This is a genomic window from Kitasatospora purpeofusca (assembly GCF_036010405.1).
GTDB lineage: Bacteria > Actinomycetota > Actinomycetes > Streptomycetales > Streptomycetaceae > Kitasatospora > Kitasatospora purpeofusca.
In genome coordinates this window covers 6,058,830-6,083,434 of the sequence record NZ_CP108561.1, presented here as the reverse complement: position 1 = coordinate 6,083,434, position 24,605 = coordinate 6,058,830, and the positions used below count along the sequence as shown (strand labels likewise).

Sequence of the window (24,605 nt, the reverse complement as noted above, 5' to 3'; positions counted from 1 at the left end):
TCACTCGCCGACCCGGAGCGGGCTGTTGAGGTTGCCCCAGAGCGCGTAGCCGCCGTCCACCGTGATGGTCTGCCCGGCGATCCAGGCGGCCTCGTCCAGGCAGAGCATGGCGACCACGTCGGCGCTGTTCTCGGGGGTGGTCATGTGTCCGTCCGGCCACGGGGAGACCGCCTGCTCGTGCCGCACGCCGTGGTTGAAGTCGGGCCGGACGCTGAAGACGCCGGTCTGCACCAGGCCGGGGCGGACGCAGTTGGCGACGATGCCGTGCGGGGCCAGCTCGTAGGAGAGGAAGCGGGTGAGGTTCTCCAGCGCGGCCTTGGCGGCGCCGAGCAGGCCGGCGCGCGGCACGATCCGGCTGGTGGTCGAGTTGGTGATGGTGATGAACCGGGCGCCGGGGCGGCCCTTCATCAGCGGCACCCCGTGCTTGGCGAGCAGCCAGGTGGCCCGGGCGTTGGTGTCCTGGACGAACTGCCACTGGCTGAGGGTGGCGTTCTCCAGCAGGGAGAACTTGGTGGCCGCCGCGTTCTGGACCAGGATGTGCAGGTCCCCGTGGGCCTCGCCGACCTCGGCGAGCAGCTCCTCGGCGGCCGTCGGCTCGGACAGGTCGGCCCGGTGCAGGGTCACCTTGGCGCCGGACTCGGTGAGTTCGGCGGCGAGCTCCTTGGCGGGGCCCTCCCGGTCGACGTAGTTGATCGCCACGGTGGCGCCCCAGGCGGCGAGCTTGCGGCTGATGCCGGCGCCGATGCCGCGCGAGCCGCCGGTGACCAGGGCCACCCGGCCCTCCAGCGGTCGGGGTGCCAGCGGGCCGGGCAGCGGGGCGGCCGGCGGGTTGTTCGTGGTGCCGTCGGTCATCGTTCTGTCCTCTCGCTGGTCCGGGCGGGGGCGGTCGTCGCCCGCGCCGGGTCGGTGTCGGGTCCCGGACCGGTGTCGGGTCCCGGGGCGGCCGGGTCCGGGGTGAGCGCGACGGCCGCGGCCCGGCGCAGCACCACCACGCTCATCCGGCCGATCGCGTAGGTCCGGTCGTTGTCGTCGTGCACCCGCCGGGTGGACTCGACCAGCCCGAGCCGGTCGTCGATCTCGACCGACCGGCCGGTGCGGGTGGTGAACCAGAACGGGGTGTCGGGGTAGAGCGGGCGGACGAAGTCCCAGGCCAGGGTCCGCAGGCCGACGACGGCGGCCGGAGAGCCGTGCTGGACCACCCAGCCCGAGGTGATGGAGTGGATGAAGCCGCCGGGCACGATCCGCCGGGTCCGGTCGAGGGCCCGGGCGAAGGCGTCGTCGTCGTGGACGGGGTGCTTCTCGCCCATCAGGTCGAGCAGCCGGTCGAGCAGGTCGCCGCCGAAGACCAGCGGACCGAACCGGTGGTCGGGCGCGCCCACCAGGTCCTCCCAGTACTTCACGCGGGCACCCCCGCCCGACGCGGCCGGGCCCCGGCGGCGGCCCGCATGACCAGCCGGCCGCCGTCCACCGTGAAGGTCTGGCCCTGGATGTAGTCGGCCTCCTCGCCGGCCAGGAAGGCGACCAGGCCGGAGATGTCCTCGGGCAGGCCCCAGCGGGTGCCGGCGCCGTCCGAGCCGAGCCGCTCGGCGACGGCGTCGGTCATCTCGGTGCGCACCTTGCCGGGCGCCACGGTGTTGATCCGGATGCCCTTGCGGCCGACCTCGACGGCCAGCGTCCGGGTGAGCGCCTCCAGCCCGCCCTTGGCGGCGGCGTAGGCGCTCTGACCGGGGCCGGGGATCCGCACGGAGTTGGAGGAGATGTTGACGATCCGGCCCCAGCCCTGGTCGAGCATCAGCGGGAGGACCTCCCGGCAGGCCAGGAAGGGGCCGGTCAGGTTGACCCGGAGCACCCGTTCCCAGTGCGCGGTCGGGGTGGCGGCGACCAGCCGGTCGTCGATCACGGCCGCGTTGTTGACCAGGACGTGCAGCGCGCCCTCCCGGTCGGCGATCCGCTCGACCAGGTCGACGACCTGCTTCTCGTCCGCGACGTCGGCGCGGTGGGCGACCGCCCGGCCGCCGGCCGCCGTGACGGCGGCGACGACGTTCCGGGCGGCCTCCTCGGCCTCGCGGTAGACCAGGTGCACGGTCAGCCCGTCGGCCGCGAGCCGGTGCACGACGGCCGCGCCGATGCCGCGCGAGCCGCCCGTCACCAGGGCGACCCGGCCGGCGCCGGGCGTGCTCCCGGGCTCCTCGGACGCACCGGCCCGCTCGGACACGCCGGGCCGCTCAGACACGCTGGGCCGCCGCGACCGCGGCCAGGATCGAGCCGACCGTACGGCGGTGCTCGGCCGCGGTCTCGTTCCAGTGGTCCAGGTCGAAGTCGACGCCGAGCCGGCGGTTGATTTTGCGGGCCAGCTGGAGAAGGTCCAGGGAATCCAGCCCGAGGTCCTCGACCACCGAGTCGTCCGGGGTGACCGACTGTCCTTCCAGCCCGGATTTGACGTCCTTGAGCAGCTCGACCAGGACGTTGAAATCGGCGTTTTCCGTGGGCGACATAATGTCTCCTTCGAGAGTTCCGAAATACCGCTGCGGACGCTGCCAATGCCAACAGACCGGTAAAGCCCACCGCAAGGGCCACTCATCCCGCCGGCGCCGGACAACCGCCTCGGGGGAAGACCTCCCGGACCTCCCTTCACCCAGGCCAGGGCGGCGGAATCCGTCCCACCGCATTCCGGACGAATTGAATCAACCGCTCCTGACAAGCCCCTGCGGCGGCAACTTCTACAACATCGGAGGATGCAAAGAAGAAGCAAAGGGGATTGACCTTGGGAGAACCCGATGACTACCGTGGTCGCACCCTTACGTGTACCACCCGGAACGTCATTCGAGGCGATTCACGACATCGCATCGCAGTCGGCTGGCCGAACCGGTCGGACCGGGTTCCGGCCGTTACCGGGAACGACGGCCGACCGGGCGGCACGCCGTGGGGAGGGCGGCAATGGCGCGACGCAAGAAGGCGGTGCCCCAGGCGGCACCGCACTACGAACTGGCCCACTGGCTGCGCGCCCTGCGCGCGGAGTCCGGCCTCACCTACCGGCAGATGGCCGACCGGATCGCCCGCTCGGGGTGCTCGCCGGCCACCCTGTCACGGGCCGACAGCGGTTCCGCCCTGCCCCGGCGGGGGGTGGTCGAGGCGTACGCGGCGGCCTGCGGGGCCTCGGTCCGCGAGGCGCGGCAGCGCTGGGAACGGGCCGCCACCGGCACCGGCACGGCGGCTGCCCGCGCCGACCGGCGGCCGGGCGCGGGGCCTGCGGGCGGGAGGGCCCGAAGACTCGAACTCGTCTACGAGCCGGCCCACTTGCTGGAGGCGATGCACCGGCTTCGGCTGGCGGCCGGGCAGCCCTCGCTGCGCGAACTCCAGGAGCGGGCCCGGACCGGCGGCTTCGGGGCGCTGCCGCGCAGCACCCTGGCGGACGTGCTGGCCGGGCTCCGGATGCCGTCGGAACCGCTGCTGGTCACCTACGTCCGCTGCTGCGGCATCCCGGGGGACCGGATCGCCGCCTGGCGCGCGGCCTGGTTCCGGGCGGTCGGCAGCTGCGGGCCGACCGCCCTACCGGCCGCCGTCGCCCGGGTGCGCTCCCTGCCCCGGCACCGGACCCGCTACGGCGGTCAGGAGGCCGCCGCGGCCGCCTCGGCGTAGAGCGCCGCGACGGTGTGGTCGAAGTAGGCGCTGTAGGAGGTGCCGTCGGTGTCGCCGCCCTGCTGGTAGCCGCCGATGGCGCCGACGACATGGCCGGTGGCGGTGGAGATCCAGGGGCCGCCGCTGGTGCCGCCGGGGTAGCCGGGGCAGTCGATCACCCGCTGGTAGGTGCTCTGACGGCCGGTGGTGTTGCTGCACAGCAGGGGCGACTCGCCGCCCGCCGGGTAGCCGTAGAGCCGGACGGTGGCACCGAAGGGCTCGTCGGTGCCGAGCGTGTTGCCGCCGACCACGTCCTCGACCCGGCGGCCGGTGGCGTCGGCGGCGGTCTCCAGGACGGCGAAGTCCTCGTCCGGGTCGCCGCCGCGGGACCAGCCGGTAGTGGTGTGCACGGCGGTGACCCGCCAGGTGCCGTACGGGGCCTTGCCGTCGCGGTAGCCCGGGGCGAAGACGACGCCGCTCGGGTCGTCGAGGCAGTGGGCGGCGGTGATCAGCAGGTTCCCGGTGGTGCTGTGCAGCACGCTGGCGGTGCAGAAGTGGTTGCCCGGGCGGACGGCACCGGTGAACAGGGCGCCGACGGTGGCCGCCTCGGGGGTGGCCGGGGCGGTGGCGGTGGTGCCGAGCGGCCCGCCGGCGGGGGTGGGGGCCGCCGCGGTGGGCGCGGGCGTGGCCGTCGTGGGGGCGGGGCCGGGCGCGGCCGGCTCCGAGGCCGAAGGCGCCGAAGGCGCCGACAGCTCCGAAGGCTCCGAGGCCACCGACGGCTCCGTTCCGGTGACCGGGACGGCGGCCGGCACGGTCGGGGTGCCCGGGACCGGCGGCGCGACGGCGGCCGAGGTGGCCGGGGAGGCCACGGCGGTGGCCCGGGGGGTCAGGCTGTGGGTGCCCACCACCACGACCGCCACGGTGAGGACGGAGAGCGCCGTGGTGACCAGGGTCGGCGCCAGGAGACGGCGGCGGCGGGGGGTACGGCGGCGGTGCTGGCCCATGCTCGGTCGGCTCCTGCCCTGGTCGGCGGCGGTGCGGGGTCGGTCCCGACTATGGCGCCCCGAGCTGGGAGGGTCGTGATGCGTCGCTGGGAACGGCATGAGAATTCAGCCGCTCGCCCCCGCCCGGGAGGTCTGCGGACGGGGGCGACGGTTCTGGTCAGGTGGTCCGTTGCTGCTGGTGGGCCGGGGTCTGGGCGGGCGCTCCCGCGCTCGCCGGGGCCTCGGCGGCGGTGCTGGTCGCCCCGGTGGCCTCGCCCGGCGCGGGCCGGTGGTCGATCATCAGGAAGGCGATCAGCGCGGCCAGCAGCAGGATGCCCATGGCGACCCAGGTGGCGATCACGTAGCCGTGCACCGCGCCCTGGGCCTGGACCGCGGGGTCCCCGGCGGTGGTGATCCGGGCGGCGATCCAGCTCGCCGTGGCGCTGGCCGCGATGGTGTTGAGCAGCGCGGTGCCGAAGGAGCCGCCGACCTGCTGGGCCGAGTTGATGGTGGCCGAGGCGGCGCCGGCCTCGTGCGGCGCGACGCCGAGGGTGGCCAGGCTCATCGACGGCATGAAGATCAGGCCCATGCCGAAGCCGAGCAGCAGTTCGGCGGGCAGCACCATGCCGGCCCAGGGGCTGTCCACCTTCATCTGGGTCAGCCAGGCCATGCCGGCGGCGGCGAGCAGCAGCCCCGGTCCGATCAGGTTGCGGGACGGCACCCTGGTCATCAGCCGCGCCGCGAAGCCGGTGGAGCTGATGACGATGGCCGCCGTCATCGGCAGGAAGGAGACTCCGGACATCACCGGCGAGAAGTGTTTGATGACCTGCAGGTAGTAGGTCAGGAACAGGAACAGGCCGAACATACCGATCATCGCCAGGCCGACCGAGAGGGCGGCGCCGCCGCGGTTGCGCTCGGCCACGATGTGCAGCGGCAGCAGCGCGTGCGGGGTGCGCTTCTCGACCAGGACGAACAGCACCAGCAGCAGCACGCCGAGCCCCAGCGAGCCGAGCACCAGCCAGTCGCCCCAGCCCCGGGTGACGGCCTCGGAGGTGCCGTAGACGATGGCGAGCAGGCCGCCGCAGCCGAGTACGGCGCCGGGCAGGTCGAGCTTGGTCCGGGTGTCCTTGCCGATGTGGTCGCGGGTCAGCACGGAGAACGCCGCGAAGGCGGTGGCGATCGCGATCGGGGTGTTCACGAACAGGCACCAGCGCCAGTTCAGGTACTCGGTGAGCAGTCCGCCGAGGAGCAGGCCGATCGCGGCGCCGCCGCCGGCGATGGCACCGAAGATGCCGAAGGCGGTGCTGCGTTCCTTGGGATCGGTGAAGGTCGTGGAGAGCAGTCCCAGGGCGGACGGGGCGAGCAGCGCGCCGAAGGCGCCCTGGAGGGCGCGGGCGGCGAAGAGCATGGTGGGGCCGCTGGCGGCGCCGCCGATCGCCGAGGCGAGGGCGAAGCCGAGCAGGCCGACGGTGAAGACCCGCTTGCGGCCGAAGAGGTCGCCGAGCCGGCCGCCGAGGAGCAGGAGTCCGCCGAAGGCCAGCGTGTAGGCGGTGATCACCCACTGCCGGTCGGCGTCCGAGATCCCGAGATCCTTCTGGGCCGACGGGAGGGCGATGTTCACGATGGTGATGTCGAGGACGATCATCAGCTGGGCGATGGCGATGACGGCCAGGGCCCACCAGCGGCGGGAACCCGCCGTTCCACGACCGGTGGCAGCTTGGGCTTGGGAGGACACTTCGGGAGCCTTTCCGGAGAGGAGCGGAGAGGTCACGCAGTCGCCTTCAAGCCAAACTCGCCTCGCGGCGAATGGCAAGGAAAAAGCTCACCAAATCGGTTGAAATGGGACCAAAGAACCAGATCGACCGGGACCGCGGCCCGAGTGGACCGAGGTCCCGGGACCGTGCCCGGGACCTCGCGCCACGTTCGGGTGCGGCAGACGGGCCTAGAGCACGGACAGCTCCGCGACCAGGTCGTCCAGGCCCAGCGAGCCCTGCGACAGCGCCGCCATGTGCCAGGCCTTGAGGTCGAACACCTCGCCGCGCGCCTCGTGCGCCGCCCTGGCCGCCGCCCGCCCGCGCAGCCAGGCCCGCTCGCCCAGCTTGTAGCCGATCGCCTGGCCGGGCAGGCCCAGGTAGCGGACCAGCTCGCTGTCCAGGAAGTCGGCGGACAGCCCGCAGTAGCTGCCGAAGAACTCCCGGGCGGCGTCCGGCTCGACCCGCTCCCCCGGGCGGTACGGCGAGTCGGCCGGGAAGTCCAGGCCGGCGTGCATGCCGATGTCGACGATCACCCGCAGCGCCCGCATCATCTGCGCGTTGAGGTAGCCGAGCCGGTGGCCCGGGTCGGTGAGGTAGCCGAGCTCGTCCATCAGGCGCTCGGCGTACAGCGCCCAGCCCTCCAGGTTGGCGCTCACCCCGCCGAGGCTGACCTGGTAGGTGGAGAGCCGGTCCGCGACGTAGTTCCACTGCGCGAGCTGCAGGTGGTGGCCGGGGACGCCCTCGTGGTACCAGGTCGAGACGAGGTCCCACTCCGGGAAGCGCTCGCGGCCGAGGGTGGGCAGCCAGGTCCGGCCGGGGCGGCTGAAGTCCAGCGAGGGGGCCGTGTAGTACGGCGCGGCGGCGCTGCCGGCCGGGGCGATCCGGGACTCGACCCGGGTGATCGGCTCGGCCAGGTCGAAGTGGATGCCCTGGAGGTCGGCGATCGCGCCGTCCATCAGCCCCTGGAGGAACTCGCGGGCGGCCTCGGCGCCGAACCGCGCGGGGCCGTCGGTCTCCAGCCACTTCATCGCCTGCATCGGGTCGGCGCCCGGCCGGACCTTCTCGGCCTCGGTGCGCATCTGGGCCAGCAGGTCGTGGAACTCCTGCCAGGCCCAGGCGTAGGCCTCGTCCAGGTCCAGGTCGGCGCCGGTCCAGTAGCGCACCCAGCGGCCGTAGCGCTCGCGGCCGACGGTGTCCGGGGCATCGGCGGCGGCCGGGCCGTAGACCTCGCCCAGCCAGTCGCGCAGGGCCGCCAGGCCCTCGGCGGCGGCCGTCGCGTGGCCCGACAGCTCCGCGCGCAGCGACTCGGGGGCCTCCCGGACCAGGTCGCCGAACCAGCCGCCCGGGGTGTCCACGGCCAGCCACTCGCCGAGCTGGCCGATCACGGTGGTCACCTGGCGCGGGCCGGAGAGCAGACCGCGCGCGATGCCCTCGGCGAGGGTCGCGCGGTACCCGGCGAGCGCCTCCGGCACCCGGGCGAGACGGCGGCCGAGGATGCCCCACTGCTCCTCGGTGTCGGTGGGCATGAGGGTGAAGACGTCACGGAGGTTGTGCAGCGGCGAGCCCAGGTTGTGGACGGCCCGGAACCGCTCGCCCGCGTCGTGGACGGCGAGCTCGGCGACGAGCCGCTCGCGCAGCAGGCGGGCACAGCGCCGTTCGGCCTCGTCCCGGGCGGCGTCGGCCGTACCGGCCTGGTCGAGTGCCGCCTCGGCCTCGTCGAGCCGGGCCAGGGTGGAGCGTCCGAGGTCCGCGATCGCCTCGGCCCCGGCCGGGGAGAGGTCGGGGAGGCGGTCGTCCTCGGGGTTCAGGCCCAGATACACCGCGGTCAGCGGGTCGAGCTCGGCGAGGTCCCGCACGTAGGCGTCGGCGACACGGCGGGGGGTGGGGCCGTCGGAGCTGATCAGTTCAACCATCCGGACATCATTTCGTGGCACGCGCCGTTTGCAAGCCCCTACCCGGTGGCATGGACCGGCCAATTCGTTCCGGTCCGCGCATGCTTACCCGCCCGAGCGCCGAAGCCGCCAGTGCCGCAGCGCCCGACCCGGGTCCCAGCGGGACCGTCCGTGCGCGAAGGGGAAGAAGCAGAGCCCGATCAGCACGGCACTGAGGTGCCCGAGGTCCGTGAAGGTGTGCGAGACCACCAGGGGCACCAGGTAGAAGACGACGACCCCGGCGCCGTAGAGCCACCGCCAGCCGCCCGCGAACCGGTAGGTGAGCACCGCCACCACCCCCGCCAGCGCGTACGAGACCCCGACGTCCACCGTCTCGGCCATGCTCCGCTGCAGGGTCCCCCGGACGATCCCCCAGGCGACCACGCCCTCGCTCACCAGGGTCGCCAGCACATGCGCGGTCGCGGCCACCACGAACCAGCGCGCGGTGCCCAGCCAGCGCTCCGCGTTGGCGTGGAACACGGTGAACAGCACCGCGTACAGCGGCCAGCTGGACGTCTCGGTCCACAGCGCGCTCGCCACCAGGGCGTGCACCGGACGCGAGCGCAGCTGCTCCAGATTGGTCGAGCGGGCGGCCAGGAACCAGTCCAGGGTGTGCTGGTCCATCCGGGACACCACCAGGCTGGTGACCCCCAGCACGAACAGCCACAGGTACGTGCCCGGCGCCGAGCGCACCCACGCCAGGAGCGCCCCGCGCAGGCGGCGCGCGCGGGGCGGCCGTTCCAGCGTGTGCGCCATCCGGCGGGCCTCCTCGGCAGGGCGGCGGGGTGCGTCCCATCATCCTCGGCCGGGCGCCGGTGGAGCGCCTCCCGGGGGGCGTCCCCCGGGGCGGCGCCGGGCCGCTCCGGCGCGGCCCCGGGCGGGCCGTCCCGGGGCCCGGAGCGACCGCCCGAACAGGCGCAAACGCCCGTTCGGAAGATCGGTGCACACCCGGCTCCGATCCGGCCCGGGGCCGTTACGCTGACCGGCATGGAAGCCAGCTCAGCGCCCGTACCGCCAGCTCCCGAACCGGCCCCCAGGACGCGGCGGGCCGGGTACCGGCGGCTGCCGGTGCAACAGCGGCGCGAGCAGCTGATCGCGGTGGCCCTGGAGCTGTTCGCGCACCGGGCGCCCGAGGAGGTCGGGCTGGACGACGTGGCGCAGGCCGCCGGGGCCTCCCGGCCGCTGGTGTACCGCTACTTCGCGGGCGGCAAGCAGCAGCTGTACGAGGCCGCGCTGCGCAGCGCGGCCGAGGAGCTGACCGGCCGGTTCGTGGTGCCGCTCGCCGGGACCCCGACCCAGCAGCTGTCCGCCGTCCTGGAGAGCTACTTCGCCTTCGTCGCCGAGCACGGCACCGGCTACTCGGCGCTGCTGCGCGGCGGCTCGGTGGTGGAGACGGCCCGGACCTCGGCGATCGTGGACGACGTCCGGCGGGCGGCGCTGAAGCGCACGCTGCGCCACCTCGGGGTGCGGCAGGCCGGGCCGAGGCTGACCCTGCTGGTGCGCTCGTGGATCGCGGTGGTCGAGGGGGCCTCGCTGAGCTGGCTCGACGAGGGCCGGGAGGTCCCGGCGGACGAGCTGCGGGAGTGGCTGGTGGACCAGTTCGTGGCGATGGCGGCGGCGACCTCGCTGCACGACCCGCAGACCGCCGAGGTGCTGGCCGGGCTGCTGGCCCTGGAGGGCGCGGACTCGCCGCGGACGGCCCGGCTGCGGGCGGCGCTGGGCGGCCCGGAGGAGTAGTCCCGCGGACGCGCGGCCCGACCCCCGTGCCAAGGGTCGGGACGACGGACGGCTACGCCTTGCCGAGGACCTGCCGCTGCCGGCCGAGCCCGTCGATCTCGATCTCGACGATGTCGCCGGGGGCCAGGTACGGCGTGCCCGGTCGGCCCAGGGTGACCCCGGCCGGAGTACCGGTGACGATCACGTCGCCCGGCTCCAGCACCATGAACTGGCTCGTGTAGCGGACCAGCTCCAGCACCGGGAAGACCATCCGCTCGGTGGAGCCGTCCTGGCGCAGCTCCCCGTTGACCCACAGCCGCAGCGGCAGCCGCTGCGGATCGGCCACCTCGTCGGGGGTGACCAGCCACGGCCCGAGCGGGGTGAAGGTCTCCGCCGACTTGCCCTTGTCCCACTGGCCGCCGCGCTCGAACTGGAAGGCCCGCTCGGTGACGTCGTTGGCGATCGTGTAGCCGGCGATCACCCCGGCCGCCGCCGCGTGGTCCGGCAGGTAGCGGGCGGTCCGGCCGATCACCACCGCCAGCTCGGCCTCGTAGTCGGTCTTCTCGCCGCCGCGCGGCACCAGCACCTCGTCGTACGGGCCGACCACGGTCGAACCGGGCTTGAGGAAGATCACCGGTTCGTCCGGGATCGCCGCGCCCGCCTCGGCCGCGTGGTCCCGGTAGTTGAGGCCGATGCCGACCACCTTGCCGGGGCGCGGCACCGGCGGGCCGACCCGCTGCCCGCCGATCTCGGCCACCGGCAGCCGGCCGGCCGCCACCTGCCCGGCCAGCGCGGCCGCGCCGCCACCGGCCAGACCGGCGAGGAAGCCGCCGTCGATGTCCGCGGTCACCCCGGAGAGGTCGTACGCGGTACCGTCCTGGCCCAGCACGACCGGGCGTTCGGCGCCCGGCGGGCCGACACGGAGAAGCTTCATCCGATCCCCACCTCCTAGTTCGTCGAGTTCGTCGCAGCTCGCCGGGCCTCGGCCCCGGGCCGCCCGGAGGCGGCGCGGACCGTGCCCGACCCCTGTGCTGCGAGGTATATCAACGGCGCGCCGCCCCGGACCAGACCGTCCCGGTCGGCGAAATCCTCCCAACCCTCCGAGCCCGGCACCGGCCGTGCTGGGTGCCCGTACGGTTGACAGTCGGCCGACCGTCCCGCCGGGTCGTCACGCCAGGGGCGAACACCCGGTCGAACGGCCGTCGCCCGGGGCAGGATCGGTCCCATGGAGATCACCCGGATCCGCCCCGAACTGACCGTCGTCACACTGGACTTCGGCGCCGTCTATCTCTGGCGCGACGAGGACGGCTCGCTCACCCTGATCGACACCGGCGCCGCCGGACACGCCGACACCATCGAGGAGGCGATCCGCGCCGACGGCGCCGACCCCGCCGCCCTGCGCACCATCGTGCTCACCCACTACCACGAGGACCACGCCGGATCGGCCGCCGAACTCTCCCGGCGGCTGGGCGCCGAGGTGGTCGCCCACCGGCTGGAGGCCCCGGTGATCCGCGGCGAGCAGCTGCCCCGGCCGATGGTGCTGAGCCCCTTCGAGCAGGAGATCTGGGACAGCCTGCCGAAGCTGCCGCCCGCCCCGCCCTGCGCCGTCGACCGCGAGGTGACGGACGGCGAGAAGCTCGGCTTCGGCGGCGGCGCGGTGGTGGTGCACGCGCCGGGCCACACGGACGGCTCGATCGCGCTGCACCTGCCCGAGCGGGGCGTGCTGTTCACCGGCGACCTCGCGGCCAACGTCGAGCACCGCACCATGCCCGGCGTCTTCAACGCCGATCCGGCACTGGCCCTGGAGTCCTTCCGCCGACTGTCCGAACTGGAGGCCGACACCGTGCTGTTCGGGCACGGCGTGCCGATCGCCGAGGGCGGCTCAGCCGCTCTGCGCCGTGCCGTCGAGCAGCTCGGCCAGCACTAGCGGACGGGCCGGGTCGGGCGCGGCGTCGGCGCTGTCGCGCTCCCACCGCTCCAGGTCGCGCCCGACGTCCTCGCGGGCCCGAGGGTGGCCGTCCAGCGCGGGCAGCAGCTCGCGCAGCAGGGCGACGGCCGCCCTCGGCCGCCCCGAGCGGGCCAGCCACAGCGCCAGGTCGTGGCAGGTGCGCAGGGTCCGGGGGTCGGCCGGCCCGAAGGCCCGGACGAACTGCGGGATCAGCCCGACCAGTTGCTCCGCGGCCCGCTCGGGCGAGCCGGCCGCGCCGCGCCGCCAGGCGTCGTCGGCCTTCTGCCGCAGCGCCTCCGGGTCGGTGCCGCCCTTGCGGTCCCGCAGCGCCTTGAGGTCGCGCAGCCGCTGCCGGACCTCGGCGGCGTCGGCGGGCCGGTCCTCCGCCTTCTTGGCGAGCAGTTGGAGGATCAGCCGGTCCAGGGCCGGGTCGGCGGTGTCCGGGGACAGCGGCTGCTCGTTGAGGTGCGCGTACATCATGGTGACGGCCTGGTCGGCGTTGAACGGGCGGCGGCCGGTGCACAGCTGGTAGAGCACCACGCCGAGGGCGTAGAGGTCGGCCCGGCCGTCGATCGGCAGGCCCGCCCAGCACTCCGGCGCCAGGTAGACCGGCGTGCCGATGACCACGTCGGTGGAGGTGAGTCCGCCGGCGGCGGGCTGGGAGAGCAGCCGGGCGATGCCGAAGTCCAGCACCTTGGCCTCGCCGCCGTCGGTGATCATGATGTTCTCGGGCTTGATGTCCCGGTGGACCACGCCGTTGCGGTGCGCGGCGTCCAGCGCCTTGCAGATCTGCCGCACCCACCGCAGCGAGACCGCCGGCTCCGGCAGGCCGTCACGCATCACCTGGGCCAGCGAGCGGCCCCGGACCAGCTCCATCACCAGGTAGTGGGTCGACCGCGCGCCGTCCTGCACCCGCCCGTAGTCGTACAGGGTGACGATGTGCGGATTGGACAGCAGGCCGACCGTCCTGGCCTCGCGGATGAACCGGCCGACCGCCTCCTCGTCCCCCGCCTTCTCGTCGGAGAGCACCTTGAGCGCCACCGCCCGACCGATGGTCTCGTCGTGGGCGGCCCAGACCACACCGAACCCGCCCCGGCCGAGCTCCCGGTCCAGCCGGTAGCGGCCGCCCACGACATCGCCCGCCTGCATGCGTTCCCCCACCAAGTCCGCCGGAATCGAACACCGTTCATCCTGACCGGGTCACGATAGCGGCGGGGAGCGGCACCCGGGTGAACGACCCCGGGACCGCTCCCCCGCGGCGGTCCCGGGGCCGCCGCCCGGGCCCCGCTACGGCTGCTTGGGCTTGGGCAGGCCGACCGGGTTGACCTCGGAGGTGGGAACCGCCTCGGCGTCCAGGCCCCAGCGCTTCAGCACCTGGGCGTAGCTGCCGTTCCTGATCACCTCGTTGACGGCCCCGTTCAGCGCCCCGACCAGGCCGCTGTCCTTCTTCGTGGTCGCCCCGATCTTGCCGAGCACCTCGGCGCCGCCGCCCGAGTAGGTGCCGATCACCTCGGTCTCGCCGGTCTGCACGGCGTGGAAGGCGGCCACCGGGTTGGGGCCGACGTAGGCGTCGATCCGGCCGGAGGAGAGCGCCAGGTAGTAGTCCGAGGAGTTCTGGTAGTACTTGATGTCGGCCGCCTTCAGACCGTTCTTGGTGTTCTCCTCGTTCCAGGCGATCAGCAGCTTCTCCTGGTTGGTGCCGGAGGCGACGGCGACGGTCTTCCCGGCGATGTCCTTGGGCCCGGTGACCTTCCAGCCGCTGCCCTTCTTCGCCTCGAAGCCGAGGATGTCCAGCCGGTAGGTGGCGAAGTCGTACTTCTCCTTCCTGGCCTCGGTGACGGTGATGTTGGAGATGCCGACGTCGTACTTGCCGCTGTCCAGGCCGACGAAGATGTTCTCCCAGGAGACCGGGTTGAACTCGACCTTGAGGCCGAGCACATTGCCGAGCAGCGAGGCGATGTCCGGCTCGACGCCGATCACCGTCCGGTCGTCGTTGGCGTAGAAGTCCAGCGGCGGCGTGGTGCCGAGCGAGTCGACCACGGTCAGCGTCCCGCGTCTCCTGATCTCCTCCGGCACCAGGGCGGCCAGGGCGTCCACCTTGGGCGTGGTCACCCGGTTCTGCTGCGGGGTGAGGTTGACCGCGGTGCCGTTCGGGGCGGTGCTGCCCTTGGCGGGAGCGAGGTCCGCCGCCGCGTCCGTGGAGCTGCCGCAGGCGGCCAGGGTGAGGGCGGAGGCGAGCGCGGCGGCGGTCACGAGGGCGCGACGGGGTAGGGACACGGCGGAACTCCTGCGGGTGAAGGGGGGAGGGGGGAGGAGGGAGGGGCGTGTACTCAGAGGACCTTGGCCAGGAAGGCCCTGGTCCGCTCGTGCTGCGGCTCGTCCAGAACCGCCTGCGGCGGGCCCTGCTCGACCACGACGCCGCCGTCCATGAAGACCACCGTGTCGGCGACCTCGCGGGCGAAGCCGATCTCGTGGGTGACCACGATCATCGTGGTGCCGGCCCGGGCGAGGTCCTTGACGACGTCGAGCACCTCGCCGACGAGCTCCGGGTCGAGTGCCGAGGTCGGCTCGTCGAACAGCAGCACCTTGGGCTCCAGTGCCAGCGCCCGGGCGATCGCCACCCGCTGCTGCTGGCCGCCGGAGAGCTGCCGGGGGTAGGCGTCGGCCTTCTCGGCCAGGCCCACCCGCTCCAGCAGCTCCAGCGCCCGGGCCCGGGCCTCGGCCTTCGGCCGGCGCAGGGCGCTGACCGGCGCCTCGACGATGTTCTCCAGCACGGTGAGGTGCGGGAAGAGGTTGAAGTTCTGGAAGACGAAGCCGATGTTGGTCCGCTGGCGCAGGACCTCGCGCTCCTTGAGCTCGTGCAGCTTGTCCCCGGCGCGGCGGTAGCCGATCAGCTCGCCGTCGATCGCGACGAAGCCCCGGTCGACCTTCTCCAGGTGGTTGATCGCGCGCAGCAGGGTCGACTTGCCGGAGCCGGACGGCCCGAGCACCACGGTCACCGAACCGACCGGCACGTCGAGGTCGACGCCGCGCAGCACCGCGTTCGGGCCGAAGCTCTTCCACAGGCCCCGGACCTGCACCATCGACGGTGCGTCGGCCGGCTCGACGGCGGACGGCTCCCCGGCCAAGGCGTCCTCGACGCGCGGTTCCTTGACGACGGTGGTCATGAGCGGCCTCCGAGGGCGACGGCGGTGGCGGTGCGGGCGCGCAGGCCCCGGACGAGGGAGCGGGCCCGCTGGAGCGGGGTGGGCGGCGGGGTGCGGTCGGCCCCGCGGGCGAAGTACCGCTCGACGTAGTACTGGCCGATCGACAGCACGGTGGTCAGCAGCACGTACCAGACGGTGGCGACCATCAGCAGCGGCACCACCCGGCCGGTGCGGCCGTACACCACCTGCACCTGGTAGAAGAGTTCGCCGATCGCCATCACGTAGACCACCGAGGTGCCCTTGAACAGCGAGATCACCTCGTTGGCGGCGGACGGCAGGATGCCGCGCATCGCCTGCGGCAGGACGATCCGCCAGGCCTGCCGCCAGCGCGGCACGCCGAGCGCGGCGGCCGCCTCGCGCTGGCCGGGGTCGACGGCGATGATGCCGCCGCGGATGATCTCGGCGGCGAAGGCTGCCTGGTGCAGCCCGAGGCCGAGCACGGCCGCGCCGAGCGCGCCCAGCACCCCGATCGTCTCGAAGTCCCCGAAGGTGGGCCCGAACGGGATGCCGAAGCCGAAGCGCTTGTAGAGGTAGGAGAGGTTGAACCAGAAGACCAGCTGGACGATCAGCGGGATCGAGCGGAACACCCAGACGTAGGCCCAGGCGACGGTCTGCAGGATGGCGCTGCGGGAGAGCCGCATCGCGGCCACCACGGCACCCAGCAGGAAGCCCAGCACGGTGCCGTAGGCGGTGAGTTCGACCGTGCGGCCGACCGCCCGCAGGATGGCGTCGGCGGAGAAGTACACCCGGAAGGTGGCCCAGTCCCAGCCGGGGTTGGTGGCCAGGCCGTGGGCGAACTGGGCCAGCACGACGAGGGCGGCGAGGCCGGCCGCCCAGCGCCAGGGGTACCGGGCGGGGACGGTGCGCAGTCCGTGCAGTTCGCCGAGGTCCAGCGGGGCGGCGGCGGGCGCGCGGTCGGGTTTCGAGCGGGTCGGGGTGTCGGCGGCGGTGGGGCCGGCGGTGGCGGTGGTCATGGGGGACTCCTCCCGGGGGGACAGGGGATCACGCGTGCTCGGGCGGGCTGATCAGGGACTCCTTGACGGCCGAGTCCGTCACCCCCCACTTCTTGAGGATCCGGTCGTAGGTGCCGTCCTTGATCAGCTCGTTGACGGCCGCCTGGAAGGCCGGGGTCAGCGCCGAGCCCTTCTTGAACGCGAAGCCGACGTCGAGCCGGTGGAACTCGCCCAGGAACCTGGTACCGGACGCCTCCTGGGCGGCCTGGTAGCGCAGGCCGTTGATGGTGGACATCACGACGTCCACCCGTCCCTGCTGGAGGCTGGTCAGGACGGCGCCGTTGTCGCTGAACGCCTTGACCTCGTAGGGCTGCTTGCCGGCGTCGGTGCAGACGTTCTTCTTGGCGTTGAGGGTGGTCTCGAAGGTGGTGCCGGCGCCGGTGCCGATGGTCAGCCCGCACAGCTGGACCAGTTCGGTGATCGGCTTGACGGCGGTGTTGTCCTTCTTGACCGCGAAGCCCTGGCCGTCGTCGATGTAGGTGACGAAGTCGATGGTCTTCAGCCGGGCCGAGGTCACCCCGAAGTTGCCGGTGCCGACGTCGTACTTGCCGCTGTCGAGGGCGGGCAGGATGGTCTCGAACGCCGCCTCCTCGCGCCGCACGGTCAGGCCGAGCAGGCGGCCCACGGCGTCGCCGAAGTCGATGTCCACCCCGGCGGCCTTCTTGGTGGCCTGGTCGGCGTAGAAGGACGAGGGCGGGGCGCCGATCGAGGAGCCGAACTTGACCGTCCCGGCGGCCCGGACGTCGGCGGGCAGCAGCGCGGCGGCGGTGTCCGACTTCTTGAGGCCGGAGACGAGGTCCTCGGCGGCGGCGGAGGCGGCCGGCCGGGCGGAGCCGCCCGCCGCGGTGCCGGTGCTCGGGTCCGAGCTGCACGCGGCCAGGGCCAGGACCGGCAGCAGGGCGGTGGCGGCGAGCAGCCGGGGGCGGGCGGTGGTGGTTCTCACGGAGGTGCCTTTCGGGAGGTACGGGGGCGGTGCGGGTACGACGGGTCCAACGTCCGGTGCGGTCTCGACGTGCGGTGCGGGCAGGGCGAGGGGCGGGCGGGCTCAGAGGAGGTGCTTCTCGAACGGCAGCGGTCCGATCGTCAGAGGATCGGCGTCGACGTCGAACAGCGCGGTGTAGCCGGAGGCCAGGTACAGCCCCCTGGCCTCGGGCTGGAGCGGGCCGGTGGTGAGGAAGATCCGGTCGTAGCCGGCCCCGGCGGCGGCCCGCTCCAGCTCGGCCAGCACCCGGCGGGCCAGCCCCCGGCGGCGGTGCGCCGAGGCCGTCCACATCCGCTTCACCTCCGCCGTCCGCTCGTCGTACCGCTTGTACGCGCCGCCGGCCACCGGCTCGCCGTCCTCCAGCAGGAGCAGCAGCAGGCCGTGCGGCGCGGTCCAGCTGTCCGCCGGGTAGCGGGTCATCTCCTCGTGCGCCTCGGGGCCGTAGCGGCGCACGTACTCCTCGGTGAGCTCGCGCACCAGCGGCTCGGCGAGCGGGTCGTCGATGCCGACCCGGCGGACCTCGACGTCGAGCGCCGGTGCGCCGCTCACGCCTGGGCCGCGATCAGCTGGTGCCGGTCGTGCTCGGCGCGCCCGGCCCGCTCGGCCTCCGCCGCCGCCTCGGCCGCCGCCCTGGCCGCGTCCCGCTTGGCGACCTCCTCGCGGACGATCGGGATGACGTACCGGCCGAAGTCGATCGCGTCGTCCACCAGGTGGTAGCCGCGGGCGGAGAGGATGTCCACGCCCAGGTCGTAGTAGTCCAGCAGCGCCTGGGCGACCGTCTCCGGGGTGCCGACCAGGGCGTTGGAGTTGCCCGCCCCGCCGGTGGCGGCGGCGGTCGGCGTCCACAGCGCCCGGTCGTAGCGCTCGCCGGCCTCGGCGATCTCCAGCAGGCGCTGCGAGCCGGCGTTCTCGGGCCCGGTGCCGGCCGGGCGGCCGCGGCGGATCAGGTCGCCGCCCTCGCGCCGGGCCTTGATCGCGGCGACCGTCCGGTGCGCCTTCTCCCAGGCCAGTTCCTCGGTCGGCGCGATGATCGGCCGGAACGCCACCTGGATCCGCGGCGCGTCCGCCCGCCCGGCCTGCTTGGCCGCCTCCAGCACCCGCTCGATCTGCTCGGCGGTGCGGGCCAGCGGCTCGCCCCAGAGGCAGTAGATGTCCGCCTCGGCGCCGCCGGCCGCGTACGCCGCCTCCGAGGAGCCGCCGAAGGAGACGCCCGGCCGGGGCGCCTGCACCGGGAAGACGTCGGAGACGAAGTCCTTGAAGCGGTAGTGGGTGCCCTCGTGGTCGAAGGGCTCCCGGCTGGTCCACGCCTTCTTGACGATCCGGAGGTACTCCCGGGTGCGGTCGTAGCGCTCGTCCTTGGTGAGGAAGTCGCCCTCGCGCTGCTGCTCGTGGTCGTTGCCGCCGGTGATGAAGTGGACGGTGAGCCGGCCGTCGCTGATCCGGTCCAGGGTGGCGAAGGTCTTGGCGGCGAAGGTCGGGTACGAGACGTTCGGGCGGTGGGCGAGCAGGATCTGCAGGCGGTCGAGGCGGGAGGCGATGAACGCGGCGGCGGGCGCCGGGTCGGGCGAGCCGGAGCCGTAGGCGAACAGCACCCGGTCCCAGTCGTGGTCCTCGTGGGCACGGGCCAGCTTCAGCGTGTAGTCGCGGTCGAACGCGGCCGTGGTGCTCGCGGTGGTCTCCGTACCGTCGGCGGTGGCGGCGATGCCGAGGAATTCGACGGGCATGGTGGCGGAACCTTTCGGATCGTCCGCGGGCCGACCGGACGCGGGCAGCCGGTGGCGCGGGAGGGTGGGGGAAGGCGCGGGGCACCGCCGGCCGGCGGCCGGAGGGCGGTACAGGGCGGAGGTCCGTAGCTGGGTACAGGGCGGGACGGCGGGAGGTGGCCACGGGCACGTGACGGCCCGGGGCGGTGCGGAGGACTGCCGGAGCGCAGCGGAGCGGGGAGGAGGAACGGGCGGCAGCGCGCGGTCGACGAGCCGTCAGGACGTGACGGCTCTCCCGACCCGGGACGGGGCACCGAGGGAGGTCGCTCCGGAGGAGGACGGGGCCGGACGAGCGGCCCGCTGCCGGGTCAGCCGCGACACGCCGCGGACCACACTCGACCGAAGTCGATGTGGTCGCGGGTGACCAGGGGCTGCTCGGCGTACATGGCCTCAAGTTGAGCAGCGAACCACGCACCCGTCAACCGTCCTCCATTACCGCTCTGTTGCGATCTCCTGTCGCCACGCGACACCTCCCGCGTCCCCGGCGTCCCGTCGCCGAGGACCCTTGACACCCGCCGATCGCGCACGCGTACGATCGAAAGCGGAGTGCAGTGCCCCGCCGGACGCGTTGAGGGACGCGGGCCGGCCGCAACGGCCGTACGTGACCACGCCGTACCCCGCCCCGTGTGCGCCCGCGCGCATCCCGCATCTCCGCCCTCCCGCCTGGAGCCTCCGCATGGCCACCCCGCCGGACGTCCTGACCGCCCCCGCCTCCCCGCTCGTCCCGGCGCCGACCCGCAAGGGCACCGCCGCCACCGCCCCCGACCTCTGGGCCGCCACCGCCCGGATCGTCCCGCGCCGCCGCACCGGCCAGTGGGTCTCCGCCGCCGTCGCCCTGCTGCTGTTCGCCATGGCGGTCAACTCCCTGGTCCACAACCGGGCGTTCCAGTGGGGCGTGGTCGCCGAGTGGTTCACCGCCACCTCGGTGATGAACGGCCTCACCCTGACCCTCTGGCTGACCGCCGTCACCCTCGGCCTCGGCTTCGTGCTCGGCACCGTCCTCGCCACCATGCGGCTGTCCGCCAACCCGGTGCTGCGCACGCTCAGCTGGATCTACATCTGGATCTTCCGCTCCACCCCCGCCCTGGTGCAGCTGCTGCTGTTCTTCAACATCGGCGCGCTGTACCCGACCCTCGGCCTGGGCATCCCGTTCGGCCCGGAGCTCGTCACCGTCCGGACGGTGAACCTGTTCGGCCCGACCTTCACCGCCGTGGTCGGGCTGACCCTGCTGGAGGCCGCGTACGCCGCCGAGGTGGTGCGCGGCGGCATCCTCTCCGTCGACCGGGGCCAGCTGGAGGCCGCTGCCGCGCTCGGCCTCGGCCGGTGGCGGGTGCTGCGCCGGATCGTCGTCCCGCAGGCGATGCGCTCGATCGTGCCGACCGCCGGGAACATGCTGATCAGCGCCCTCAAGGGGACCAGCATCATCAGCGTGCTGGCCGTCTCCGACCTGCTCTACTCCGTCCAGCTGGTCTACCTGCAGTCGTACCAGGTCATCCCGATGCTGATGGTCGCCACCCTCTGGTACGTGGTGATCACCACCGTGCTCTCGGTCGGGCAGTACTACGTCGAACGCCACTTCGCGAAGGGCGCCACCCGCGAGGGCCTGCCGCCCACGCCGCTGCACCGGGCCCGCGCCGCGTACCGGCGGCTGCGCGCCACGGCGGACGGGGCCGCCCCGGGGGAGACCGTTCCGGAGAAGGCCGCCACGGGCGGGGCCGCCCGATGAGCGCCGTCCTGGTCGTCGTCGGCGCCGGGCCGCGCGGCACCGGGGTGCTGGAGCGGATCGCCGCCAACGCCCCCGAACTGCTGCCCGCCGACCGGCCGTTGCACATCCACCTGGTCGACCCGCACCCGCCCGGCGGCGGCCGGATCTGGCGCCACGAGCAGTCCCCGCTGCTGCGGATGAACTCGATGGCGGAGGACGTCACCATGTTCACCGACGAGCGCTCGACCCTCGACGGGCCGGTCCGCCCCGGCCCCTCGCTGGCCGAATGGGCCGCCCGCCCCGAGGAGTTCGCCCCCTACCTGGAGATCGTCGACCCCGCGCTGCGGGCCGAACTGCACACCCTCGCGCCCACCGACTTCCCCACCCGGCGGGCCCAGAGCGCCTACCTGGACTGGGTGTTCCGACGCGCCGTCGCCGACCTGCCGCCGCACATCACCGTCACCGTCCACCGGGACACCGCGCGGCGGATCGACGGCCCGGCGGACGGCCCGCAGCTGGTCCACCTCTCCGACCGGGTGCTCACCGCCGACCACGTCCTCCTCACCCTCGGCCACCTCGACTCCACCCCCGACCCCCGCTACGCCGCCGACGCCGCCTTCGCCGCCCGGCACGGCCGCTTCCACCTGCCGCCCGCCCACTCCGCCGACGTCGCCGCCGAACTGGAGCGCATCGCCCCCGGCGAGCACACCGTGCTGCGCGGCTTCGGGCTCGCCTTCGTCGACCTGGTCTCGCTGCTCACCGAAGGCCGCGGCGGCCGCTTCGAGGAGGCGTCCGCCAGCGGCCTGGTCTACCGGCCCTCGGGCCGCGAACCGGTCGTCCACGTCGGCTCGCGGCGCGGCGTCCCGTACCACTCCAAGACCGGCTACCGCCTGGTCGGACCGCCGCCGCCGTTCCCCCGGTACTTCGACGCCACCGCCGTCGACGCCCTGCTGGACCGGCCCGGAGCGATCGAACTGCGGCGCGACGCCTGGCCGCTGATGGCCAAGGAGATCGCCTTCGGCCACTACCACGAGCTGTTCCACGCCCACCCCGGGCGCACCGCGCTGGCCTGGGCGGAGTTCCTCGACGGCCTCGACGCGCACCCCTGGGCCTCCCCGGAGCTGGACGCCCTGGTCGAACGCGCCGTCCCCGACCCGGCCGACCGGCTCGACCTCGAACGCCTCGACCACCCGCTGGCCGGCCTGGAGCTCGGCTCCGCCGAGGAACTCCAGCGCTACCTGCGCCGCTACATCGCCGAGGACGCCGACCGGCGCGCCGACCCCGCCCACAGCGCCGACCTCGGCGCCTTCCTCGCCCTGCTCTCGCTCTTCGGCCAGCTGCCCCGGATCCTCGCCTCCGGCCGGCTCACCGCCCGGTCGGTGGGCGAGGAGGTCGACGAGTGGTTCTTCGGCTACTTCAGCTACCTGGCGTCCGGCCCGCCCGGCTTCCGGCTGCGGCAGCTGCTCGCGCTCTCCGAGGCGGGCGTGGTCCGCTTCCTCGGCGCGGGCGTCCGGGTCGAACGGGACGAGCGCACCGGCAGCTGGCTGGCCTCCGGCACCACCGTGCCCGGCCGGACCGTCACCGCCACCGCGCTGGTCGAGGCGTACCTGCCCAAGCACGTCCTGGACCGCACCCGGGACCCGCTGCTGCGCGAACTGCACCGGGACGGGCGGATCGTCGAGGAGGTGGTCAGCGACCCGGAGCACACCCACCGCTCGGGGCTGCTCACCATCCGGCCCCGGGACGGCCGCGTCCTGGACCCGGCCCTCGGCGGGGAGCCGCACCCGCGGCGCACCGCGCTCGGCCCGCACACCAGCGTGCGGGCGGCGGCGGCGTTCGCCCGGCCGCGCACCGACTCGCCCGGCTTCCGGCAGAACGACGCGGCGGCGCGGGCGCTGCTGGGCGCGCTCGCGGGGGCTTCGGCGGTGGGGGCTTCGGCGGTGGGGGCTTCGGCGGTCGAGACTTCGGCGGTCGAGACTTCGGCGGTGGAGACGGTGAGCGCGGTCGCGGTCTGAACACTCCGGCGCGCAGGCCGCGTCACGGCCCGTAGATCTCCTCCACCAGGTCCTCGGCCGTGACGTGGTCCGGCGCGGCGAGGATCCACTCGCCGATCTGCTTGATCCCGGTGCCCCGTTCCAGCGCGTCCAGACAGGCGTCCGCCTCCTTCTCCGAGGCGAACTCCCAGGTCAGCACGCGGCGGATCAGCACCAGCGCCTCGGCCGGGTGCATCCGCGGCCGCTTGCCCGGCTTCGGCCGCCCGGCCGGGGCGGCCGCCAGCTGCTGCTGGCGGGCGGCGAGGTCCTGCCAGGCGTGGACGGTCAGGGGGTGCTGCTCGCCGAGGGCGGCGACCAGCTCCGGCAGCAGGGTGCGCAGCTGGAGCACGGCGCCCTCCAGGTCGCCCCGCTCCGCCGTGTACGCCGCCAGGTCGTGCCGGGCCTGGAACACCTTCGGGTCGTGGGGGCCCCAGGCTGCGTGCAGCTCCGGCAGCAGCTCGACGAGCCGCCGCATCGCGCTGACCGTCTCGCCGCTCTCGCCGATGCACCGGAGCAGGTGGTAGCGGGCGGTGAGGGTGTCCGGGTCGGACGGTCCGAGGGCGAGCCGCGAGTCCTCGGCGACGGTGGACAGCAGCCGGATCGCGCCGTCCAGATCGCCGGTCCGGTTCAGGAACCAGGCGAAGTCCCGCCAGGCGGAGAGGGTCTCCCGGTCGGCGGGGCCGAGCGCGGCCAGCGCCTCCTGGGCGACCGCGTGGAGCTGGGCGGCGGCCTCCTCGGGCGTCGCCGCCCGGTGCGCGGCGCTCCGGCGCTCGCTCAGGGCGGAGCGGACGGCCTCGTGCGGCGACGGGGGCGCGGCGCTCTGCGGCGGCGCGGTGAGCGGGGGCAGCACCATCGGCGCGAACACCACGGGCGGCGGGAACACCGGTACCGGCGGGACGAGCACCACGACCGGCCCGAACCCCGGCTGCTCGGCGGGCGCCTCGGCGGGCGCCTCCGCCGTCGGCTCCCGCTCCCCCACCCCCTCCAGCTCCGCGAGCCGCCGCTCCACCGTCCGCGCATCCGCCGGGCGGTGCTCCGGGTCCTTGGCCAGCAGCTCCGTGACCAGCCCGGCCAGGGCCGCCGGCAGCCCGAACTCCGCCGGGTCCAGCGCCGGCGGCGGCGCGTTCAGGTGCTGGTACATCAGCACCGGCGTCGAGTCGCCGCTGAACGGCCTCGCCCCGGTGCAGAGTTCCACCAGGACGCAGCCGAAGGCGTAGAGGTCCGCCCGGCCGTCCACCCGGCCACCGGTCCAGCGCTCCGGCGCCATGTACGCGGGGCTGCCGACGACCGTCCCCGTGGTGGTCAGCCCGCCCGCCCCGATGTCGAGCTGGGCGATGCCGAAGTCCAGCACCTTCACCGTGCCGGCCTCGGTGACCATGATGTTCTCGGGCTTGATGTCGCGGTGCACCATGCCCGCGTCGTGGGCGGCCGCCAGCGCCGAGCAGATCTGCCGCCCCCAGCGCACGCTCCGCTCCGGACCGGGCGGGCCGTCCCGGAGCACCGAGGTCAGGGTGCGGCCGGTGATCAGCTCCATCACCAGGTACGTCACCCTGCGGCCGCCCAGCTCACCCTCGCCCAGATCGTGCACGGTGACGATGTGCGGATGCGAGAGGTTGCCGGCCGCGCAGGCCTCGCGGACGAACCGGAGCGCGGCCTTCTGCTGGTCCTCGCCGTGGTGGTTGATGACCTTGACCGCCACCGGGCGCCGCATCCGGGAGTCGAAGGCCCGCCACACCACACCGAAGCCGCCCTGGCCCAGCCGCTCCAGCAGCTCGTACCGACCGTCGAGCACGTCGCCGACCATCACCCGCCCCACCCCCGCACTCGTGCCGCCTCCGCACTCTATCCACGGGACCGCCCGCTCCGGCCGTCCCGTCGCCCGCTCTTTCTCCCCCCTCCACTTCCCGCCTTCGGCCACATCTCCCCTGCCGCCCGCGAGTGCCCTGGTGGGAG

The 24,605-nt window shown here is 74.0% G+C and carries 22 protein-coding genes; 5 read left to right on the top strand and 17 right to left on the bottom strand.

Translation table 11 applies throughout. From position 1 onward, the window contains the following. From OG715_RS26760 to OG715_RS26745, 4 genes are read right to left on the bottom strand one after another with little or no spacing between them, the layout of a single operon-like run. Positions 1–852, bottom strand: coding sequence for an SDR family NAD(P)-dependent oxidoreductase (locus tag OG715_RS26760; protein WP_266271474.1), 852 nt, complete (start codon positions 850–852; stop codon positions 1–3). Further along, positions 849–1,400, bottom strand: a complete 552-nt coding sequence (locus tag OG715_RS26755) for a MaoC family dehydratase (RefSeq protein ID WP_266271473.1) — start codon at positions 1,398–1,400, stop codon at positions 849–851. Before OG715_RS26755 ends, OG715_RS26760 begins: the two co-directional genes overlap by 4 nt. Further along, the gene (locus OG715_RS26750; protein WP_266271472.1) at positions 1,397–2,233 is read right to left on the bottom strand and encodes an SDR family NAD(P)-dependent oxidoreductase; all 837 of its coding nucleotides are present in this window, start codon (positions 2,231–2,233) and stop codon (positions 1,397–1,399) included. The genes OG715_RS26755 and OG715_RS26750 overlap by 4 nt, the downstream gene beginning before the upstream one ends. Further along, positions 2,226–2,495 carry a phosphopantetheine-binding protein gene (locus OG715_RS26745; protein WP_266271471.1) on the bottom strand — a complete coding sequence of 90 codons (270 nt, stop codon included), beginning with the start codon at positions 2,493–2,495 and terminating at the stop codon, positions 2,226–2,228. The genes OG715_RS26750 and OG715_RS26745 overlap by 8 nt, the downstream gene beginning before the upstream one ends. 442 nt (positions 2,496–2,937) lie before the next feature. Here OG715_RS26745 and OG715_RS26740 point away from each other — a divergent pair, with 442 nt between their 5' ends. Further along, the gene (locus OG715_RS26740) at positions 2,938–3,639 is read left to right on the top strand and encodes a helix-turn-helix domain-containing protein (RefSeq protein WP_266271470.1); all 702 of its coding nucleotides are present in this window, start codon (positions 2,938–2,940) and stop codon (positions 3,637–3,639) included. On the opposite strand, the gene OG715_RS26735 is transcribed toward OG715_RS26740, so the two are convergent. The 4 genes from OG715_RS26735 to OG715_RS26720 all read right to left on the bottom strand — a co-directional run bounded on the left by OG715_RS26735 (position 3,609) and on the right by OG715_RS26720 (position 9,042). After that, positions 3,609–4,622 carry a trypsin-like serine peptidase gene (locus OG715_RS26735; RefSeq protein WP_266271469.1) on the bottom strand — a complete coding sequence of 338 codons (1,014 nt, stop codon included), beginning with the start codon at positions 4,620–4,622 and terminating at the stop codon, positions 3,609–3,611. The genes OG715_RS26740 and OG715_RS26735 overlap by 31 nt on opposite strands. 157 nt (positions 4,623–4,779) lie before the next feature. Beyond that, complete coding sequence (locus OG715_RS26730; RefSeq protein ID WP_407661133.1) at positions 4,780–6,246, bottom strand: MFS transporter; 1,467 nt, start codon at positions 6,244–6,246, stop codon at positions 4,780–4,782. Positions 6,247–6,543: 297 nt separating this feature from the next. Continuing rightward, positions 6,544–8,268, bottom strand: a complete 1,725-nt coding sequence (locus OG715_RS26725; protein WP_266271467.1) for a DUF885 domain-containing protein — start codon at positions 8,266–8,268, stop codon at positions 6,544–6,546. 84 nt (positions 8,269–8,352) lie between these two features. Next, entirely contained in the window at positions 8,353–9,042 is a 690-nt protein-coding gene (locus OG715_RS26720; protein WP_266271466.1) for a rhomboid-like protein, read from the bottom strand. 231 nt (positions 9,043–9,273) lie between these two features. Between OG715_RS26720 and OG715_RS26715 the strand changes: the two genes are divergently transcribed. Beyond that, positions 9,274–10,023 carry a TetR/AcrR family transcriptional regulator gene (locus OG715_RS26715; RefSeq protein ID WP_266271465.1) on the top strand — a complete coding sequence of 250 codons (750 nt, stop codon included), beginning with the start codon at positions 9,274–9,276 and terminating at the stop codon, positions 10,021–10,023. 52 nt (positions 10,024–10,075) lie between these two features. On the opposite strand, the gene OG715_RS26710 is transcribed toward OG715_RS26715, so the two are convergent. Continuing rightward, positions 10,076–10,936 carry a fumarylacetoacetate hydrolase family protein gene (locus OG715_RS26710; RefSeq protein WP_266271464.1) on the bottom strand — a complete coding sequence of 287 codons (861 nt, stop codon included), beginning with the start codon at positions 10,934–10,936 and terminating at the stop codon, positions 10,076–10,078. Between the two features lie 291 nt (positions 10,937–11,227). Between OG715_RS26710 and OG715_RS26705 the strand changes: the two genes are divergently transcribed. Beyond that, the gene (locus OG715_RS26705; RefSeq protein ID WP_266271463.1) at positions 11,228–11,929 is read left to right on the top strand and encodes an MBL fold metallo-hydrolase; all 702 of its coding nucleotides are present in this window, start codon (positions 11,228–11,230) and stop codon (positions 11,927–11,929) included. Here the strand turns inward: OG715_RS26705 and OG715_RS26700 are convergent. From OG715_RS26700 to OG715_RS26670, 7 genes are all read right to left on the bottom strand, one after another. After that, the gene (locus OG715_RS26700) at positions 11,885–13,099 is read right to left on the bottom strand and encodes a serine/threonine-protein kinase (RefSeq protein ID WP_266271462.1); all 1,215 of its coding nucleotides are present in this window, start codon (positions 13,097–13,099) and stop codon (positions 11,885–11,887) included. The two genes, OG715_RS26705 and OG715_RS26700, sit on opposite strands and share 45 nt — an antisense overlap. 138 nt (positions 13,100–13,237) lie before the next feature. Then, the gene (locus OG715_RS26695; RefSeq protein WP_266271461.1) at positions 13,238–14,227 is read right to left on the bottom strand and encodes an ABC transporter substrate-binding protein; all 990 of its coding nucleotides are present in this window, start codon (positions 14,225–14,227) and stop codon (positions 13,238–13,240) included. 53 nt (positions 14,228–14,280) lie between these two features. Next, a complete protein-coding gene (locus tag OG715_RS26690; RefSeq protein WP_266271845.1) occupies positions 14,281–15,033 on the bottom strand; it encodes an amino acid ABC transporter ATP-binding protein in 753 nt (250 codons plus the stop codon). Between the two features lie 80 nt (positions 15,034–15,113). After that, positions 15,114–16,130 (bottom strand): amino acid ABC transporter permease, encoded by a 1,017-nt coding sequence (locus tag OG715_RS26685; RefSeq protein ID WP_266271460.1) that lies wholly within the window; start codon positions 16,128–16,130, stop codon positions 15,114–15,116. Between the two features lie 28 nt (positions 16,131–16,158). Further along, on the bottom strand, positions 16,159–17,112 hold the full coding sequence (locus tag OG715_RS26680) for an ABC transporter substrate-binding protein (RefSeq protein WP_266271459.1): 954 nt from the start codon (positions 17,110–17,112) through the stop codon (positions 16,159–16,161). A 102-nt stretch (positions 17,113–17,214) separates the two neighbouring features. Further along, positions 17,215–17,700, bottom strand: coding sequence for a GNAT family N-acetyltransferase (locus OG715_RS26675; protein ID WP_266271458.1), 486 nt, complete (start codon positions 17,698–17,700; stop codon positions 17,215–17,217). After that, positions 17,697–18,875, bottom strand: coding sequence for an LLM class flavin-dependent oxidoreductase (locus OG715_RS26670; RefSeq protein ID WP_266271457.1), 1,179 nt, complete (start codon positions 18,873–18,875; stop codon positions 17,697–17,699). Before OG715_RS26670 ends, OG715_RS26675 begins: the two co-directional genes overlap by 4 nt. Positions 18,876–19,590: 715 nt before the next feature. Here OG715_RS26670 and OG715_RS26665 point away from each other — a divergent pair. Both OG715_RS26665 and OG715_RS26660 read left to right on the top strand, forming a co-directional pair. Then, positions 19,591–20,640: an amino acid ABC transporter permease gene (locus OG715_RS26665; protein WP_266271456.1), complete on the top strand. Its 1,050-nt coding sequence runs from the start codon at positions 19,591–19,593 to the stop codon at positions 20,638–20,640. Continuing rightward, positions 20,637–22,634, top strand: a complete 1,998-nt coding sequence (locus tag OG715_RS26660) for an FAD/NAD(P)-binding protein (RefSeq protein ID WP_266271454.1) — start codon at positions 20,637–20,639, stop codon at positions 22,632–22,634. Before OG715_RS26665 ends, OG715_RS26660 begins: the two co-directional genes overlap by 4 nt. Positions 22,635–22,656: 22 nt before the next feature. On the opposite strand, the gene OG715_RS26655 is transcribed toward OG715_RS26660, so the two are convergent. Beyond that, positions 22,657–24,456, bottom strand: coding sequence for a serine/threonine-protein kinase (locus OG715_RS26655; RefSeq protein WP_266271453.1), 1,800 nt, complete (start codon positions 24,454–24,456; stop codon positions 22,657–22,659). Positions 24,457–24,605 lie beyond the last annotated feature (149 nt).